The sequence below is a fragment of the Chitinophaga sp. H8 genome (genome assembly GCF_040567655.1).
In the GTDB taxonomy this organism is placed as follows: domain Bacteria; phylum Bacteroidota; class Bacteroidia; order Chitinophagales; family Chitinophagaceae; genus Chitinophaga; species Chitinophaga defluvii.
This window is the reverse complement of the sequence record NZ_JBEXAC010000002.1, coordinates 193387-210311: the sequence shown is the minus strand read 5'-3', so window position 1 is coordinate 210311 and position 16925 is coordinate 193387. Positions and strand designations below refer to the sequence as shown.

15 protein-coding genes are annotated in these 16925 nt (G+C 46.1%); 5 read left to right on the top strand and 10 right to left on the bottom strand.

Translation table 11 applies throughout. The features are described from left to right. Positions 1 to 52: 52 nt before the first annotated feature. On the bottom strand, positions 53 to 1696 hold the full coding sequence (gene ade, locus ABR189_RS14585) for an adenine deaminase (RefSeq protein WP_354661252.1): 1644 nt from the start codon (positions 1694 to 1696) through the stop codon (positions 53 to 55). Positions 1697 to 1787: 91 nt separating this feature from the next. Between ade and ABR189_RS14580 the strand changes: the two genes are divergently transcribed. Further along, complete coding sequence (locus ABR189_RS14580; protein WP_354661251.1) at positions 1788 to 2504, top strand: hypothetical protein; 717 nt, start codon at positions 1788 to 1790, stop codon at positions 2502 to 2504. Positions 2505 to 2577: 73 nt separating this feature from the next. Here ABR189_RS14580 and ABR189_RS14575 read toward each other — a convergent pair whose 3' ends face one another. Both ABR189_RS14575 and ABR189_RS14570 read right to left on the bottom strand, forming a co-directional pair. Beyond that, positions 2578 to 3072, bottom strand: coding sequence for a CHRD domain-containing protein (locus ABR189_RS14575; RefSeq protein WP_354661250.1), 495 nt, complete (start codon positions 3070 to 3072; stop codon positions 2578 to 2580). Positions 3073 to 3129: 57 nt separating this feature from the next. Further along, a complete protein-coding gene (locus ABR189_RS14570; RefSeq protein ID WP_354661249.1) occupies positions 3130 to 4152 on the bottom strand; it encodes a helix-turn-helix transcriptional regulator in 1023 nt (340 codons plus the stop codon). Positions 4153 to 4249: 97 nt separating this feature from the next. Here ABR189_RS14570 and ABR189_RS14565 point away from each other — a divergent pair, with 97 nt between their 5' ends. Then, entirely contained in the window at positions 4250 to 4861 is a 612-nt protein-coding gene (locus tag ABR189_RS14565; RefSeq protein ID WP_354661248.1) for a hypothetical protein, read from the top strand. Positions 4862 to 5008: 147 nt separating this feature from the next. Next, entirely contained in the window at positions 5009 to 5644 is a 636-nt protein-coding gene (locus ABR189_RS14560) for a peroxiredoxin (protein WP_354661247.1), read from the top strand. Positions 5645 to 5995: 351 nt separating this feature from the next. On the opposite strand, the gene ABR189_RS14555 is transcribed toward ABR189_RS14560, so the two are convergent. From ABR189_RS14555 to rlmN, 3 genes are all read right to left on the bottom strand, one after another. After that, positions 5996 to 6754 (bottom strand): RluA family pseudouridine synthase, encoded by a 759-nt coding sequence (locus ABR189_RS14555; protein WP_354661246.1) that lies wholly within the window; start codon positions 6752 to 6754, stop codon positions 5996 to 5998. Between the two features lie 30 nt (positions 6755 to 6784). Continuing rightward, positions 6785 to 8278 (bottom strand): pseudouridine synthase, encoded by a 1494-nt coding sequence (locus tag ABR189_RS14550; RefSeq protein WP_354661245.1) that lies wholly within the window; start codon positions 8276 to 8278, stop codon positions 6785 to 6787. A 140-nt stretch (positions 8279 to 8418) separates the two neighbouring features. Beyond that, the gene (rlmN, locus tag ABR189_RS14545) at positions 8419 to 9459 is read right to left on the bottom strand and encodes a dual-specificity RNA methyltransferase RlmN (protein ID WP_354661244.1); all 1041 of its coding nucleotides are present in this window, start codon (positions 9457 to 9459) and stop codon (positions 8419 to 8421) included. Between the two features lie 71 nt (positions 9460 to 9530). On the opposite strand from rlmN, the gene ABR189_RS14540 reads away from it, so the two are divergent. Then, the gene (locus tag ABR189_RS14540) at positions 9531 to 9674 is read left to right on the top strand and encodes a hypothetical protein (RefSeq protein ID WP_354661243.1); all 144 of its coding nucleotides are present in this window, start codon (positions 9531 to 9533) and stop codon (positions 9672 to 9674) included. Positions 9675 to 9717: 43 nt separating this feature from the next. Here ABR189_RS14540 and ABR189_RS14535 read toward each other — a convergent pair whose 3' ends face one another. Then, a complete protein-coding gene (locus tag ABR189_RS14535) occupies positions 9718 to 11745 on the bottom strand; it encodes a hypothetical protein (RefSeq protein ID WP_354661242.1) in 2028 nt (675 codons plus the stop codon). Positions 11746 to 11931: 186 nt separating this feature from the next. On the opposite strand from ABR189_RS14535, the gene ABR189_RS14530 reads away from it, so the two are divergent. Continuing rightward, positions 11932 to 13131 carry a thiolase family protein gene (locus tag ABR189_RS14530; protein WP_354661241.1) on the top strand — a complete coding sequence of 400 codons (1200 nt, stop codon included), beginning with the start codon at positions 11932 to 11934 and terminating at the stop codon, positions 13129 to 13131. Positions 13132 to 13364: 233 nt separating this feature from the next. Here ABR189_RS14530 and ABR189_RS14525 read toward each other — a convergent pair whose 3' ends face one another. The 3 genes from ABR189_RS14525 to ABR189_RS14515 form a co-directional block, all read right to left on the bottom strand. After that, complete coding sequence (locus ABR189_RS14525) at positions 13365 to 15383, bottom strand: TonB-dependent receptor domain-containing protein (protein WP_354661240.1); 2019 nt, start codon at positions 15381 to 15383, stop codon at positions 13365 to 13367. Between the two features lie 83 nt (positions 15384 to 15466). Further along, complete coding sequence (locus tag ABR189_RS14520; protein ID WP_354661239.1) at positions 15467 to 16306, bottom strand: FixH family protein; 840 nt, start codon at positions 16304 to 16306, stop codon at positions 15467 to 15469. Positions 16307 to 16419: 113 nt separating this feature from the next. Continuing rightward, positions 16420 to 16788 (bottom strand): hypothetical protein, encoded by a 369-nt coding sequence (locus tag ABR189_RS14515; protein WP_354661238.1) that lies wholly within the window; start codon positions 16786 to 16788, stop codon positions 16420 to 16422. Positions 16789 to 16925 lie beyond the last annotated feature (137 nt).

Sequence of the window (16925 nt, the reverse complement as noted above, 5' to 3'; positions counted from 1 at the left end):
ATTATTTGCGGGGTTTGATATAAGGCTGCATACATTGGGCTGGCACTTGCCTTTATGCTGTGATTGCAGTAAAAGAAAAAGCATCCCCGTCAAATAACCCCAGGTCACTGAGTTTCAGGTGAGGGATCACTAATAGTGCCATGAATGACAACGTCATAAATGGCGCGGAAAGAGTGGAACCGAGTGCTTTTGCCGCCTGATCCAGCGCACTGTATCTTGCTGCAATGGTATAGCCATCCAGATGGCTCATGAGGCCGGCTACCGGTAAGGGTAATACTTCTGTTTGCTGCTGGTTAGCTACACTTATACCGCCTTGTTGTGCTATGACTGCATTAACCGCTTTACATAAGCTATCGTCATCTACTCCAACTGCAATGATATTGTGGCTGTCGTGTGCAACGGAAGACGCAATTGCGCCATGTTGCAGGCCGAAGTTACGGATAAAGCCCAGTGCTACCGGTGCTGGCCGGTATCTGTTTACTACGGCTATTTTTAAAATGTCTTTTTCAGGATGGGAACTGATGATGCCATCGGTAACCGGTAGGGGAGCTGTGATACAGTTGGTAATAAGCTGACCATCCAGTGCTTCAATAACTTTTACATTTACAGTACTGGCTGTACTATCCTGTACGGGCACACGAAAATCATCCGGTGTATGTAAGTTACAGTGGAAATTATTTTCCGGAACAGCAGGTACTGAAGAAATCAGTGTTTGCCCGTTTGCGGCTACTTTATTTCCATTGATATAAGTAGCCAGGATATCAAAGTCCTGCAGGTTATTAATTACAATAAAGTCTGCTGCATCATTGATACGGAGCAAACCTGTTTCCAGATTATAATGTAATACAGGGTTTATACAGGCTGCCCTTAATACTTTAAACAGATCGATTCCTTTGGCCAGTGCACGTTTTACCAGTTCGTTGATATGTCCTGCCACGAGACTGTCAGGATGTTTGTCGTCACTGCAAAACATGATCCGTTCGGGATGATCATGAAGCAGTGGAATCAGCGCTTCAAAGTTTTTGGCGGCACTGCCTTCCCTGATCAGGATATGCATACCGTATTGCAGTTTTTCGAGTGCTTCTTCTATTGTAAAACATTCATGGTCTGTACTGATGCCGGCATTGATGTAAGTACGTGCCGCTTCACCACGTAATCCCGGCGCGTGGCCATCCACGGGTTTATTGGCCTGTTTGGCTGCTGCCAGTTTGGCCATCACTTCAGGATCCTGCTGCAATACTCCCGGGAAGTTCATCATCTCTGTGAGGTATTTGATTTCTTCCCGCTGCAGCAGATTGGTTACATCCTGTACACTGATAACAGCACCTGCGGTTTCAAAAGTAGTAGCCGGCACACAGGAAGGTGCTCCAAAATAGAATCTGAATGGTACCTGTTTACCATTTTCCAGCATGTATTCCACCCCTTTTACCCCCATTACATTGGCTATTTCATGCGGGTCGGAGATCGTCGCTACAGTACCATGTACTACCGCCAGCCGGGCAAATTCGGAAGGGATCAGCATCGCACTTTCCACATGCACGTGTGCATCAATAAAGCCGGGAAGTATATACTGGTCGTACACACCATTATCCGGTATTATTTGCTGAATGCGTCCTGCTGCTATCCAAACGGTGGCAGGGTAGATACTTTGCTGCAGGATATCTATCAGATTACCTGAAATCTGGAATGTATTCATGGCGCAAAGCTAATAATAAGTTTTCTTTAACATTTAGAGGGGCAAATAGGTGCAATTATTGACCATACATTTGCCAAACAAAAAAACATGTATGAAAAACCTGAAGATATTAGCCCTTACATTGGGTATAGCAGCTACCGGTTTTGCTGCCAAAGCACAAACAACCGATGAAGTAGTCAATAAATATGTAAAAGCGATGGGTGGAGCTGATAAGCTAAAGGCAGCCAAAACCCAATATACAGAAGGGGTGATGTCTATGGGAAATATGGAGATACCCATCAAGCGATGGGTGGTACAGGATAAGGCCATGCGACTGGAATTTTCTGTGAATGGTACGAACAATGTACAGGTGATCACTAAAGATAGTGGTTGGGCACAGATGCCCGTGCAACAGCAGCCTGAGGCAAAGCCACTGGATAAGAAAATGGTAGGTATGATGCAGTCCCAGCTGGATATTTCCGGCGAACTGTTTAATTATAAAGCCAAGGGTAAGAAAATAGAATTTCTGGGAAAAGAGGCCGTAGATGGTGTGGATATGTACAAGTTAAAGGTAATTAACAGCAATGGTACGGATGGGATTGCCTATATCAATGCCAGCAATAATTATATCGTGAAGACGGTCAATAAGATCAATATGCAGGGCGCAGATGTGGAACTGGTGACTTTATTATCTGATTATAAAACCACCCCAGATGGGTATGCCTACCCGGCAGCTACCGCTCAAACACCATCCGGAATCCGGATCAGCATTAATAAAGTAGAAATGAATAAGCCTATGGCAGACAGTATTTTTGCCATGCCGCATTAAGAAAATGTACCAGGCCTTAGGGAGAGCCCTGGCCTGGTGCATTTTTATGTTACAATAGACGGCTGTGTAGCCTTTAATTCTTAGTAGCCGTTACCTGGCCGCGAATCTCTCCACCCCCATAAGCAGCGGTATGAATATTAGCATACCATTTTCCTGCCAGCAGGTCGGCACTCTGTTCAGCAGTAAGCGTACCTTGTCCGGTTATACTACTGGTAGCATTGGATGGGAAACTGGCTATGCCTAAAGCCACAGATGCATTGGCGCCCGCTGCTGCTGGCCCGTGGAAGTGCATAGCGGTGGGTACACCCGACAGGTTGCTCCAGCTAAGCGTGTAATTGATCTGGTAAGTAGTCGCATTGTAGGTACCTGTGAGTGTACCGGTTGCAGTACTGGCATTGGGAGGTACCTCTGCGGTACCGCTAAGGGTAGCACTGAGGGTGTACATATTACTGCTGGGCGGGGGCGTTTCATCCTTATTCTTACAGGCACTGAATACACAGCATGTCAGGAATATTACGCCTAACAATAGCCCTATTCGGCGATAACGGGCAGTGAATTGGAGTAGCATAACAGATATTTTCTGTTAATACGTGGCCTGAGAACAGAAGGTTGCCTGTCGGAAGAATTACTTCCTGGCAGTTGCTTTTCCATATAATTGCTGCATGTGTTGTACTTCTCCTGCTATTTTATCTACCAGCTGCCGGGGAGCAAGCACTCTTACATTGGCGCCATAGCTTAGTACCTGCATAATCAGTTCATGATTGATCACTACGTTGAGGGATATACGGCACTCTGTATCATTATCCTGTACTATTTGCTGGGAAGCATGCATGGGCTGGGTTTTTAGGTATTTAGCCTGCCTGGGAGTAAAGGCAAGTAATACTTCTTCGGGGGCTCCTTCAGGTACTGTAATACCTATGGCATGCTGGAAATGACTGGCATCATCAAAATTCTTTTCATCAAAATGATCATTGGTAGGCCACAGCTTTACGATACGGTCCAGTGCAAACGTGAGGAGGGTACCCCCTTTAGCTTTCTGGCTTTTGCCTACCAGGTAAAACCGCTGCTGGTACTCCCGTACGTGATAAGGTTCTACCCAATGTTCTTTGGGTTCGTCCCGGTCAAAACTCTGGTAGGCAATGCGGATTACTTCCAGGTTTTTAATAGCATCTACAATTTCAGGGATGTGTTCTGCTCCTTTGTAATGTGTAGCCCGCGTAAATTTGATCATCCCTTTGTGTTGCAGGGATTCCCGGTTCATTTTAAGGCTGGCTGCTATTTTTAAAATAGCGTCTTCAAACTGCTGTACTACCGGCAGGCTACGGAATTGTTCCAGTATCCCAATGGCTATTTCAAGGCCTTCCAGGTCTGCTTCATCAATAGGCATATTACTGATAGAGAAGCTGTCGTCTTCATACCGGTAAGTGCGGGAGCTGCGGTCATAAACAATCGGCGCCATATAATTCAGCTCCGGATCATGACGCATATCCTGTATATCTTTTTGTATAGTACGTGTAGAAACGGTATTATCCATTTTGTCAGACACATACTCAATCAGGTCTTCCAACGTGGGTTTGGGCAAACGCTTATTTCTTAAACGGTCATCTATCCAACGGTAACGTGATACCGCATCCTTATTCTTGGGCATTCCATTCAATTTGCAACTAAAGTACACAATTTTTTACCACGCATATTCCCTGCGTATTGTACGTATAATTTTGATACTGTTATTAAAACCAGTCAACATGAAAACGGTAAATACAGTAACAGCAACACAATATACAGCGATCTCTATTGGACAAATCATCCTGGATGATTCCAACTATTTAACTTTCTGGGGCTATCTGCAGCATCCGGATGGATGGCACCGTTGTGATTTCGTTACCAGCTATGACGTATTAAATGCCATGCTGCGTAATAATCACCATGATAAAAGTGATGCCGTGCAAATGACGATTGTGCAGAAGCTGGAAGATATGCGGCAGATCCCTGAAATGATTGACCTGGAAGCTACCTGGGGAGAGCCGGTAGTATTTGATAATATGGCATTTGAACTCACCAAACCCTGCTTTAGTGAGCATGGCAACTGGGAGGAATATGCCAACGAGGAATGCTATTTTATACAGAAAGTAGTTGCATTGCCAACGACTACTACCTTGCCACCTGCAGCCCGCACTAATTATGGACCAGCAGTAGACCAATGCCTGGAGCTGCTGTGCAAAAATTATGAGCTGTATCTGGGATATATAGAACTGGAGTTTGAAGTAGAAATGGCCCGGGAAAAAGCAGATTTAATAGATGATATGAAATACACCCTGGCATATTATGCCTGGCAGCAAAAAGAATTAAATGCATAATCCATTGTTAACCATTTTATTATCCTTGTTTTAGCCCCTGTTTGTTAACCCCTTTTATTTTTCCTTGTTAAAAACCGGTAAATTTTTTCCCTAAAGTCTATAATATTTGTAGGAAATCACTACTTTTGATAAGTAAATCGTGAAACTATGAGTTTAAGACTAGGAGATACAGCACCCAATTTTAAAGCGACCACTTCGGCAGGCGAAATTGATTTCTACGATTACCTCGGTGATAGCTGGGGCATATTATTCTCACATCCAGCGGATTATACGCCGGTATGTACTACGGAATTAGGAAAAACGGCCCTGTTGAACGGTGAGTTTGCTAAACGTAATGTAAAGGTACTTGCCTTAAGTGTGGATCCGGTGGATAAGCACCTGGGATGGATCAATGATATCAACGAAACGCAGCAGTGCGATGTTAACTTTCCCATTATTGCAGATGAAGATAAAACAGTAGCTAACCTGTATGGTATGATCCATCCGAATGCTTCTGAAACATTTACCGTAAGGTCTTTGTTTGTAATAGGCCCGGACAAAAAGGTAAAGCTCACTTTAACGTATCCGGCTTCTACCGGAAGGAATTTCCACGAAGTATTGCGTGTAATAGATTCCTTACAGCTTACGGCTAATTACAGCGTAGCTACTCCTGCCGATTGGAAGGATGGTGAAGATGTAATTGTGGTACCAGCTGTAAAAACAGAAGATATTCCGGCTCGTTTTCCGAAAGGACACAAGATTATTAAGCCTTATCTGAGGACAACACCACAGCCGAATAAATAAACAAAATGGCGTGTTATGAAGAGGTTGTTAATAATAATTGTGCGGTGGTTTACAACACCCCCTAAAAGGGACAAGAACAAGAACGAAACAAAGCCACAAAACCACAAATGGGTGGAGGGCTTTTATTCATAAGATTTTTTAATGGTTGGTTTTTGATTTTTACGAAGCGGGGATTTCTCCCCGTTTTTTTTTGCCCCTATCTCCCGGCCTCCTTTTAATGCTACCGAAGCCTGTGGTAACCCAGGCGGGTATACTGAATTACCAGCGTGTGCTTGTACATAAAGAAAATACAAAGGGCTGACTAAAAAGGATTTCCTTATTAATCAGCCCTGAAAAGCGTAACGCCGGGAATCAGCTGATGGAAGTATCAGGATTGGTTTTCTGCGCAGGTGCCTGCTTCCGCAATTGTGTTAATACGGCCTGCATGTCCTTTGGTAATGGCGCTTCCACCAGGTGCTCTTTTCCCTGCTGATCAGTAAAGGAAAGCTGTGCGGCGTGTAAGGCCAGCCTGCTTAATAAAGGCCTTTCTTCTTCCGTATGTTTTCCCAGTTTAAATTTCTTTTTGATGGCCGACAGCATTACCGGCTTATCTGAACCATATAGTTCATCCACGGCTACAGGGTGGCCCAGATGTTTCATATGCACGCGTATCTGGTGGGTACGACCCGTATGGATCTGTAGTTTTACGAGACTGAACAGGCCAAATTCTTCCTGTACCTGGTAATCTGTAAGGGCACTTTTCCCTTTTCTGTTAGTCACCATTTTACCCTTTACCACCGGATGATCCATAATCGGTTCATTCACGCTGCCTTGTTTAGGTACCAGCTGCCCGCTTACAAATGCCAGGTAAAATTTCTTTACGTTCCTGCTTTCAAATAACTGGGAATAGTATTTATGTGCCGCTTCATTACGGGCAAACAGGATGATTCCACTGGTGTCCCTGTCCAGCCGGTGCACGGTAAATATTTCACCATATGCATTTTTCATGCTGGTTTGCAGGCAAGGGAGTTCATTGTTATGCCGGTCGGGAATGGTGAGCAGGCCGGAGGGCTTGTTTACCACCACAAAATCCGGAGTTTCCAGTATAATATGTTCTTTTGATAATCGCATGTCTGAACCTTTGCAACTGTCGGTTGCCTGCTATTTCTTAAAGTGTTTTAATAGTATTACTTCCTTTTCAGAAAGGATACGCCATTTACCACGGTTGATGTTTTTCTTGGTAAGGCCGGCATACATTACACGATCCAGCTTTTCCACGTTATAATCCAGGTGCTCAAAAATGCGGCGTACGATACGGTTTTTCCCGCTGTGTATTTCGATACCGATTTGTTTTTTATCAGCATTGTCTACATAAGCCAGCATATCTACACTTGCCAGGCCATCTTCCAGGGTTACACCTGCCAGGATTTGTTCGAAATGTGCTTTGGTAAGTGGTTTATCCAGCTCTACCTGGTAAATCTTTTTGACATTGTTGCTGGGGTGAGCCAGTTTCTGGGCCAGTTCTCCATCATTGGTGAGCAAGAGCAAACCGGAAGTATTACGGTCCAGGCGGCCTACCGGATATACTCTTTCCTGTGTAGCTTCTGTAATCAGGTCCATTACGGTCTGACGGCCTTCGGGATCATCAGTGGTGGTGATAAATCCTTTGGGTTTATTCAGTAAAATGTATACCAGATTTTTTTGAATGGTGATTTTTCTATCGCCTATTTTTACCACATCATTGGCGGTTACTTTAAATGCAGGCTCCATCATAGGCGCGCCGTTTACTGTCACTTTACCCTCTTTGATATAATCCACTGCCTTTCTGCGGGAGCAGAGGCCACAGTGGGCAATATATTTATTCAATGGCATTTCACCAGTGGAAGCAGCAGTTTCTTCCCGCTCTTCTTTATGACGGCGGGAAGCTTTCTCGCCATCGTCTGTATTTCTTTGTCTTTTTTCCTTTGCTCTTTCCTGTTTATCTGCAAAGCGGTCATTGGCTTTATCGAAGAACTTTTTACGGTTAAATCCACTGGGCGTTTCCCGGTTAGGGTTGCCGCCAGCTTTTTTAGCAGCAGGTTTGAAATCACCGTGAAAGTCGCTGTCGTCGTTGAATTTTCGTGGTTCCGCAGGTTTGCTGTCGGCGGCAAAGCGGTTGCGGAAGCGTGGTGCACCTTCACTGCTGCGGGCAATGCTGTTCCTGTCGGTACCAAAAGGTTTTTTAGGGAAGCGGTCGCCTCCGCTGGTACGTGGTTTAAATTCCCTTTTGGGTCTGTCAGCACCAAAGGGTTTTTTGGTGAAACGTTCACCGGTATCTTCTTCACGGGCATCTTTTCCGAATGTTCTTTTAGGACCATCGGTACCAAAAGGCTTTTTGGCAAAACGTCCACCGGGCGCATCGCTGCGGGCATCTTTTCTGAATTCCTTTTTAGGGCTGTCGATACCAAATTCTCTTTTGGTACCATCGAAGCTAAAAGGTTTTTTATAACGATCAGGTGCACCGCTACGTTCGCGGCCATCTTTTTTATCTCCCCTGGGTTTGTCAGCATCAAAAGAAGTACGGCTGCCTTTACCGGCGGCTTTTTTACCGGCATGACTGCTTTTGTTTCCTCTAAAGGCACCAGTGCCCTTTCTGGCAGGGTTGTTTTTTTTCATATGCTGTTAGTGTATGTTCCATGGCACTTCCCCATGGCTGATAATATTTTATTTAAAAGCCTATCCTGCCGCATTGGACAGATAGGCCTCTTGGTGGCGTTTGTTATGCCTGTTGCCAGGCAGTTTTGCCAGCAGTAAATCTATTTATTGGCCAACTGGCCACAGGCTGCATCAATATCTTTCCCACGGCTGCGGCGTAGACGTGCATTCACCCTGTTCTTACCCAGGTATTGCATAAAGGTGTCTACCACTTCTTCATCTGGTTTCTGGAACCGGGCGTTCGTTATCGGATTGTATTCGATAATATTCACCAGGTCTACAGGTACCTGCCGGTAGATGCGGATCAGCTCATCTGCATCCTGTAAAGTATCGTTGAAGTTTTTGAACAGAATATATTCAAAAGAGATTTCGTTTTGGGTAGCCTTATAGAAGTAGTTGAGTGCTTCTATCAATACCTTCAGGTTGTTGGTATCATTAATAGGCATGATTTCACTGCGCTTGGCATCATTGGCGGCGTGCAGGGACAGGGCCAGATTAAATTTTACCTTGTCATCACCCAGTTGGCGGATCATCTTGGCCACCCCGGCGGTAGAAACGGTAATACGTTTGGGCGACATGCCAAGGCCATCAGGAGAAGTGATACGTTCTATGGACTGCAATACATTCTTGTAGTTCAGTAAAGGCTCACCCATTCCCATGTATACGATGTTGGTGAGTTTTTTACCGGCATTTTCCAGCGCCTGTTTATTAATGAGGGCTACTTCGTCATAGATTTCATCAAAATCCAGGTTACGTTTACGGTCCATATAACCGGTAGCGCAGAATTTGCAGCTCAGGCTGCACCCTACCTGGGAAGAAACACAGGCAGTCTGCCGGTTTTCGGTAGGGATCAGGACCCCTTCTACCAGATGGCCATCATGAAGACGGAAGCGGCTTTTTACGGTACCATCTGTACTTTGTTGTACAGTATCCACGGTAATAGCAGGCAGGGAAAAATGTTCTTCCAGATTTGCTCTTAACTGTTTGGAAAGGTTGGTCATGTCTTCAAAGCTGGAAGCATGTTTAAGCCAGAGCCATTCATAAACCTGTTTTGCACGGAATGGCTTTTCACCAATAGACTTAAAGTATTCTTGTAATTCCGATAGATTGATGTGTCGGATATTCTTCTTTGCAGACTTCATTATTGACCTTTATATGAGCAAATGGCTGCCTTACGGCAGTCGGAAAGTAACTGCAAAGGTAGGGGAAATAAATGAGACGCAGGGCTGCCGGAAAAGTAAAGCAGTTGGCACTGCATAAAGAGGGGCTGGCCAGTACTTTGGCCAGCCCCAGGGGTATCCTTAATGGTGTCAGGGGCAAGGAGCAGGTGTTATGGATGGCCACCAGCAAGGTATGATCCGGGCAAAGCGGCAAACAGCTACTATCCCTGGCGCATGTGGCTACTTCATCCAAATGGCGGAAAACAGCCCGGAATTAGCATAGCCCTGTATCCGGAATAACTGAAAGCCTTGCTGGCCCAGGCTGTTGAATTTACTTTGGTATTCGGCAGGCGACATATTGTAATAAGCATAATATGCCTTGTTTCTGGGCCACCATACGCCGCCAAACGCGGTTTGATTGCCTGATTCCTCGGCATTTACATTGATGGTCATAAAGCCTGCCTTGTGCAGATCGTCAAATTTCTTGTTAAAATCTGCCGGATTCATGCCATAGTACTCATAAAATCCGCCGGGATTGATATTCACAAACACCCCGGCATGAAGGCGTTTGCCATTTACACTATAGGCCACATGCTCGGCCACCCGCATCTTTTGCTGTTCTACCAGTGTTTTCCATTTGGTATTCCAGGCAGCATCGTCTATGTTATGCACGGCAGCAAAGGCTTCATTGGCAGCTTTCTTTTTCCAGATGACGGTAAACAAGGGGTTGCCGCTATTATCTTTTGTTACGGAAATCTGCCGGGGCATATATCCCTGGCTGCCGTATTGGTTAAAATATTGCTGATACTGGTCAGACGACATATTGATGCGGCAGTACCAGGCTGAGGGGAGTCCGTACTGGAAGGAGCCGGAGGCCAGGTAGGTATTCCCTTTTTTATGAACGCTCAGGGTTTGTAAAGCCATGCCCATACCAGTATAATATCCCCAATAGCGGGTGATGTACTGCACCGGTACATTATGAAAGGAGGGATAAAAAGGGGCAAAAAAACGATTAAAAGCGCCGTTGGCCCCTACTTCATAACATTCATTGGTGTTGCTGTTGGCTTTAGCATATACACCATAGGGATCTACCTCCATCCAGTCAACGCCGGTAGCCGGATTCGGACTTTTTACCCACAGCATAAAGTGAAGGTGGTTGTTGCCGGTATTGGGATCACTGGGCGTACCATCCTGGTTGAGGCCCCATCCTGCACCGCCAAAGCCGGTATTGCCGGCATAGGCTATTTGCTGTCCCGCATTCACATAATCACCTGCCTTCACCTTCAGTTTTTGCGCATTGGTACCCCATAGCAGGGTAGAGGGATTGGCCAGGTTGGCAAATTTTTTATACTTGGTATCCCTGGCATCTTTGTCATTGGGATTGCTGACCGCAATATTTTTTGCCATTTGGATATCGTGGTCGAAGCCATTGCGCAGGTGGAAATAGCCGGTGCGGTATTTAGTACCATTAGCTGCGGTATGTTCAATGATCACCACATTGCCGAAAAGATCATTCCACATAGCAGTCAGTACCCGGCCGGGAGCAGCCGCGTATACGCCAAAGGTAGGGTCAATGCCGGAGCCATAGGCATCTGCTGTTTTCAGGAAGTCTACTGATCCATGTCCGTTGCCATTATCATATTGCCAGGCACCTGCGGGATATACTTTACTGTTGGTATAAGGCAGATAAAAAGGCATGGCCGGCTGCAGGCTTTGTGCGAAAGCACGGGCATCATTTTCATTATTATTGAAAACGGAAGCAGGAGAGGCATAGTTTACATTTTTATTATTGTACTCATCTTTAATACCATACCAGCAGCAGCCAATAGCCACCGTGGGGGTGGTACAGAATGCAGGAGCGGTGCCATTCATCACTTTTACCGGGGCTGCCGCTACCGGCAGAAGTTGTACATTATCTACCTCCAGTTGCTTATTGGCAGCTGTAGTTAGCTGCCGGCTCCACAAAGGTGCTTTGGTAAAGCGGGCAGTATTGATACGGGCAGCATTACCAGCGGGTACAGGAGTGGGTTTCATGAGTGAAGGCTCATTCCCTTCCAGTACTTTGGCGGTGGGCTTGATAGCACGGTAATGCAGTTCCGACAGATTTGCCTCTTCTTCTTCGGCAGGCTGTTGGGCGATGAGGGTACTGGTTAACAGTAATAATGTACTCAACAACGGGGCAGTAAACTTTAGTGCTTTTTGCAGTTCGCAAACAAGGGTCAGGGGCCTGGCATACCAGGAACGCCCTGTAGTGTGGGGAGTTTTCATTTTCTGGGGTTTGATGAAATAAAGTAATTCGGTTAATAGTGGAGCAAAAATAGCCTTTGCGTTTTGCGGGCATAGCACCACTTTATAAAAGGCAGGGCTGAGCACATAACTGGTTACTTATAGCGGATGGTTGTGCTTCCTTCATTTTCCCTACCTTAGCCGGGCAATAAATTTTTCAATATCCATATGCAAGCTGCTTATATAGTAGATGCTGTTCGTACACCAATAGGACGTTATGGTGGTGCGCTCAGCACAGTAAGGCCAGATGATATGCTGGCGCTGGTGATAAAAGCGTTGTTACAACGCAATGCCAGTCTTGATCCCCATGCAATAGAAGATGTGATAGCAGGCGCTGCCAATCAGGCGGGAGAAGATAACCGGGATGTAGCCCGTATGGCTGCGTTATTAGCAGGATTGCCCGTAACGGTGGGTGGCAATACGGTCAACCGCCTTTGTGCATCCGGTTTGCAGGCCATTATGGATGCTGCCCGTGCAGTTATGTGCGGTGAGGGAGATGCTTATATAGCTGGTGGCGTAGAGAGTATGACACGCGCCCCGTTTGTGATGGCAAAAGCAGAAGGCGCATTCAGCCGTAAAACGGAAATGTATGACTCTACTATCGGATGGCGTTTTACCAACAAAAAGATGGCAGAGTTGTATCATCCGTTTTCTATGGGAGAAACTGCGGAGAATGTAGCCCGTCAGTGGCATATCAGCCGGGAAGATCAGGACCTGTTTGCCCTGCGTAGCCAGCAACTGTACAAAAAGGCACTGGATGCCGGTAAGTGGGAAAGAGAGATTATTCCCGTTCCTATTACCCCTAATAAAGAAGAGCAGGTAATCTTTTCCAGGGATGAACATCCGAGAGAAACCACGCTGGAAAAGCTGGCCGGCTTACGTCCTGCTTTTGCAAAGGATGGTACTGTTACGGCTGGTAATGCATCGGGAATTAATGACGGAGCTGCAGCGGTATTGATTGTTTCAGAAAAAGCATTGCAGGAATTTAACCTTACGCCGGTGGCACGGATAAAATCGATGGCGGTAGCAGGTGTAGATCCGGCAATTATGGGGATAGGGCCAGTGCCTGCATCTCAAAAAGCCTTGCGTCGTGCAGGTATTACGGCTGCTGATCTTGGACTGATAGAACTGAATGAGGCCTTTGCTTCCCAGGCGTTGGCGTGTATGCGTGATCTGGAACTGGATCCGGAAAAGATCAATGTAAATGGCGGGTCTATTGCTATTGGTCATCCGTTGGGATGCAGCGGCGCACGTATTACCGCTACATTGATGCAGGAGTTAAAGTTACGGGAGCAGGCAAAATACAGCCTGGCTACCATGTGCGTAGGTGTGGGGCAAGGCGCTGCTATTGTATTTGAGCGGATGTAATGATGGTGCAGCTAGCCGTTGACTTTTTATAAGATATCAAAATAGGGGCTGACTAAAAGGAAAATGAAGATACGAAGCGTTGTGTAAGCATGGTTTTTGTCTTCATTACTTCCCGGGATGGGAGGATCCTTTTAGTCAGCCCCTGCATTTAAAACAGGGTTTTTCTTCGGATAGGCATCAGCGAAAGCCTCTTATCAGTGCTGTGCAACGGCTTCATTAATGAAGCCGTTTCGTTAAAAATTGAATTGCACAGCGCTGTATATATTTCTTCCCTGCCGGGGAATACGACCCCAGTCGAGGTGATCGTAATAGTTCCGGTCCAGGATATTTTCTACCCCTGCATTTATTTCCAGTGCATGTTTTCCTAGTTTGGTCTGCCATCCTCCGCGTAAATGCAGCAGGTGATAAGCAGGAGTAGCCTGCTCTCCGGCGTATGTGGCAAAACGTTGCTGGTGTGCAGCATATTCGTGTTCGGCTTGTACATGCACGGTTTTATATTGATACCGCACAGAAGTGATGCTGCGGTAAGGTTGTATCAACGGCAAAGGTTGTTTTTCAAAAGTGCTGCCGTGTGTATAGCGGGAAATGTGTATCAACAGCCAGTTATTTGCAGGCCGTATTTTTATATTGGCTTCTATTCCTTTCAGTACCGCATAGGCGATGTTTTCATATACTCTTACCCCGCGCGCACCTGGCGTCATGGTGCTGAGTTTTTCATCGGTTTGTCCCAATATATAATGATCAATATGATTATAAAAAGCGGTGATACCGGTTTCCCATTTGGGATGCTGATAGGTGAGGTGCGCTTCAATATTACGGGCAGCTTCCATTTTTAAACCGGGGTTGCCTATATAGTCAAAACCATCCTGCCGGTTGAACAGGTAAAACCCAAATAATTCACTTACAGAAGGCAGGCGCTGTGCATACCCTGCGCTGATGCTGGCCTGTAGCTGCCAGGGCAGTTTATAGGCAATACTGCCATTAATATTCAGGGGTACTTGCGTAAATACGTTGCTGACATCGTAGTTAAAAACATGCAGTTGTTGTTTGCCCATCTCTGATGTAAGTTGGGTACGGGCATAATCTATTCTTCCGTTCATGCCCAGCGTAAGCCGTTGGTGAGCCTGCCAGGAGTAGTTAGCATAAAGGCCAGCTACTTCACGGCGTGTATGTGGCCAGGTGAGCATGTACATAGGAGATTCTTTTTCCGGGTACATGGTCATAGAGGCGTGGGAATTGTGCTGATAGGCATCTGCCCGGATCAGCAACTGATGGGCGTCCTTTCTGAATTCCATTTCGGTATAGGCTCCTGAAGTCTGGCTGTAGCCAGGCATATCCATATGCATGGCAACGGCCGGCCGGCGGGTATCATCCATAAAGTGCCCGATATTGTTGGTATAGATTTTAGCCACTATTTTTTCCAGTGTACGATTATTAAACACTTCCTGGTAGGAGAGTCCGTAGATCCTGGTGCGGGCATATCCGGCATCCATAGGCAGGCCGGGGAATCCTATGTTCCAGCCATCATCCAGCAATACATCTGCTTTCAGCCATCTGCTGGAGGATAGCCGGTATTGTGCACTCAGTTGCAGGTTACCTTTTTCATATTGAGAAAAGGGGATTTTAGTGCCCCATCCGGCGCGATAATTAGCTGCTTTACGATAGGTGCCATTCACTCTCACCGCCCATTTTTCCTGACTGTAATTGAGGGATAATGATTGTTGAAAAGCCTGTGCTGCGCTTTGATAACCGGTACGTACATACCCGCTCCAGGGAATGGCTGCATTCACGGTAGCATCCTGCAATTGCAGGTTGAGGCTACCGCCAATGGTGCTGCCCATGTGTGCGCCGCTGGTACCTGGTGTATTCTGGATGTTTTTCAGGTTGTCTGGTTCTGCATAGATCGTAACCGGATCCATTTTATCTGTACAGGCGCCAAACAGGCGCATGCCATCTATGGTCACATTGATCTGCCCGCCTCCCAGGCCACGCAGGAGTGGTTCCATACCATAGTTTCCCCGCCTTACAAGAGAGATGCCCTGCATACGTTGCAGGATATCTTCTGTAGTAACCAGGCCGGAGGTCCTGTAAAAATTAAGGGTAGCATCTTTTTTGCATCCACAACAGTTACCACTACACGTAATTTGTACTTCCTGCAGCTGGTATTGTTTCATCGTGGTATCTACCTCCTGGGCCGCCAGTGGTAATGTGCCAGAGAGCGGGAGGGCCAGGATTAAATATATACGCTTCATTGCTTCAATAGATTAAGGGTAGAAAGAAATACCGGCAGGGCATTTTTTTTGCTTGCCTTTGATTTGCCCTGCCGGACTGCTGTTTATGGCAGGGTGGTTTCAAAAAACAGTCCGGTGGTAACCGGTGCGCCTTCTTTAAAAAGGCTCATATTAATACGCCATAAACCGGTCATCGTAAAATTTACCTGACCCTTATAATGTCCTTTGCCGGTATGTACCGGGTCGATATTGTTAGGAGAGCCATGTCCCATGGAAGGCATCTCCGGGGTGATCGTTAATTTGTAGGAAGAGTCGGCAGGGAAATGCATCCCATCCTGTTTACGATGCACCGTACAAATAAAATCATTGGCTCCCACCACTAATTTGGGTGGCATGATCCAGGTAATGATCAGTGTTGTTTTATCAGTAGTGGTGGTGATCACTTTTACATTATTTTCCGGATTTTGTTTAACTGTAACGGGTAGTAATGCGGTGCCGCTGTGTTGATTTTGTTTGTTATCAACAGCTATTGCCAGTTGCCAGGTACCGGTTTCGCTGGTAGGCATCGTAAATACGACAGCACCTTCCAATAGTCCGCTGGCGGCTATTTGCGGATCCTCTTTAGGTGCAGCATGCTGGTGTGTCATCCCGTTCATCTTCATGTCCATCAGGGGATTGAGCTGCACAACGGCGTTAGTTGTTTTTTGCTGGCTTACAGAATCATACAGCACTACCGTAAGTGGATTGTAGCCGGTAGTGGGTAATTGTGCTGCCCATACTTCTACCTTAGTAGCGGCGCCGATAGCGTAGCCGCTCGCGATCAGCTGTTGGTCTTTTAAGGGATCGGGCAATACAGGAGTGGTGTTATTGTCTTTTGAGCAGGCCATCCATAAAAGGCTGGCAGCAAAAATGGAAAGGATGGAGCGGAGGTATGATGATAACATAAATTAATAATTTGTAAATAATGATCAGTTGTAAGAACCTTGCTGCATAGGCATAACAATGCCTGTTACATGCTATGACAAAGCATATAGTGCAGTTATGTGAAGCGATGTGATCAGGCTACTTCGGGCGGATGAAAAGGAGCGCCGGGATTAAAGAGGGATCTTACCGGTTGCAGTGGCAGGACGTATACCTGTAACAGCTGATGGCTGGGTGTTAAGACCGGTGTAGTTGTTACGAGGAAAGCAGGTATTTCTATAACAGCAAGGGTATCATGGGGAGGGTGGTTGGCACCGGTTTTCTGCAATTGTTTTTGCAGATAACATTGTCCGTCGCAATGTAGCTGGGGTTTATCCTTGTTTACGCAAAAAGTATTGGTAATATATGCCTTGTTGAAATTATAATAAGCCAGCACCCCTAATTGCAGGAAGCACTGGAAAACCAGCGCCAGCAGTAAGATAAAGGATGTGATTTTTTTCAGCAAGGGTAAGTATGCATTAGTGATAGTGCAAAACTAAGCTGCTGAAAATTGCAGGCCAATGATATTTGTCATGGCGCACAAAAAAACGAGCGGTCAGACATTACATCTGGCCGCCCGTCTATGGCAAGCAAAAAAAGGGT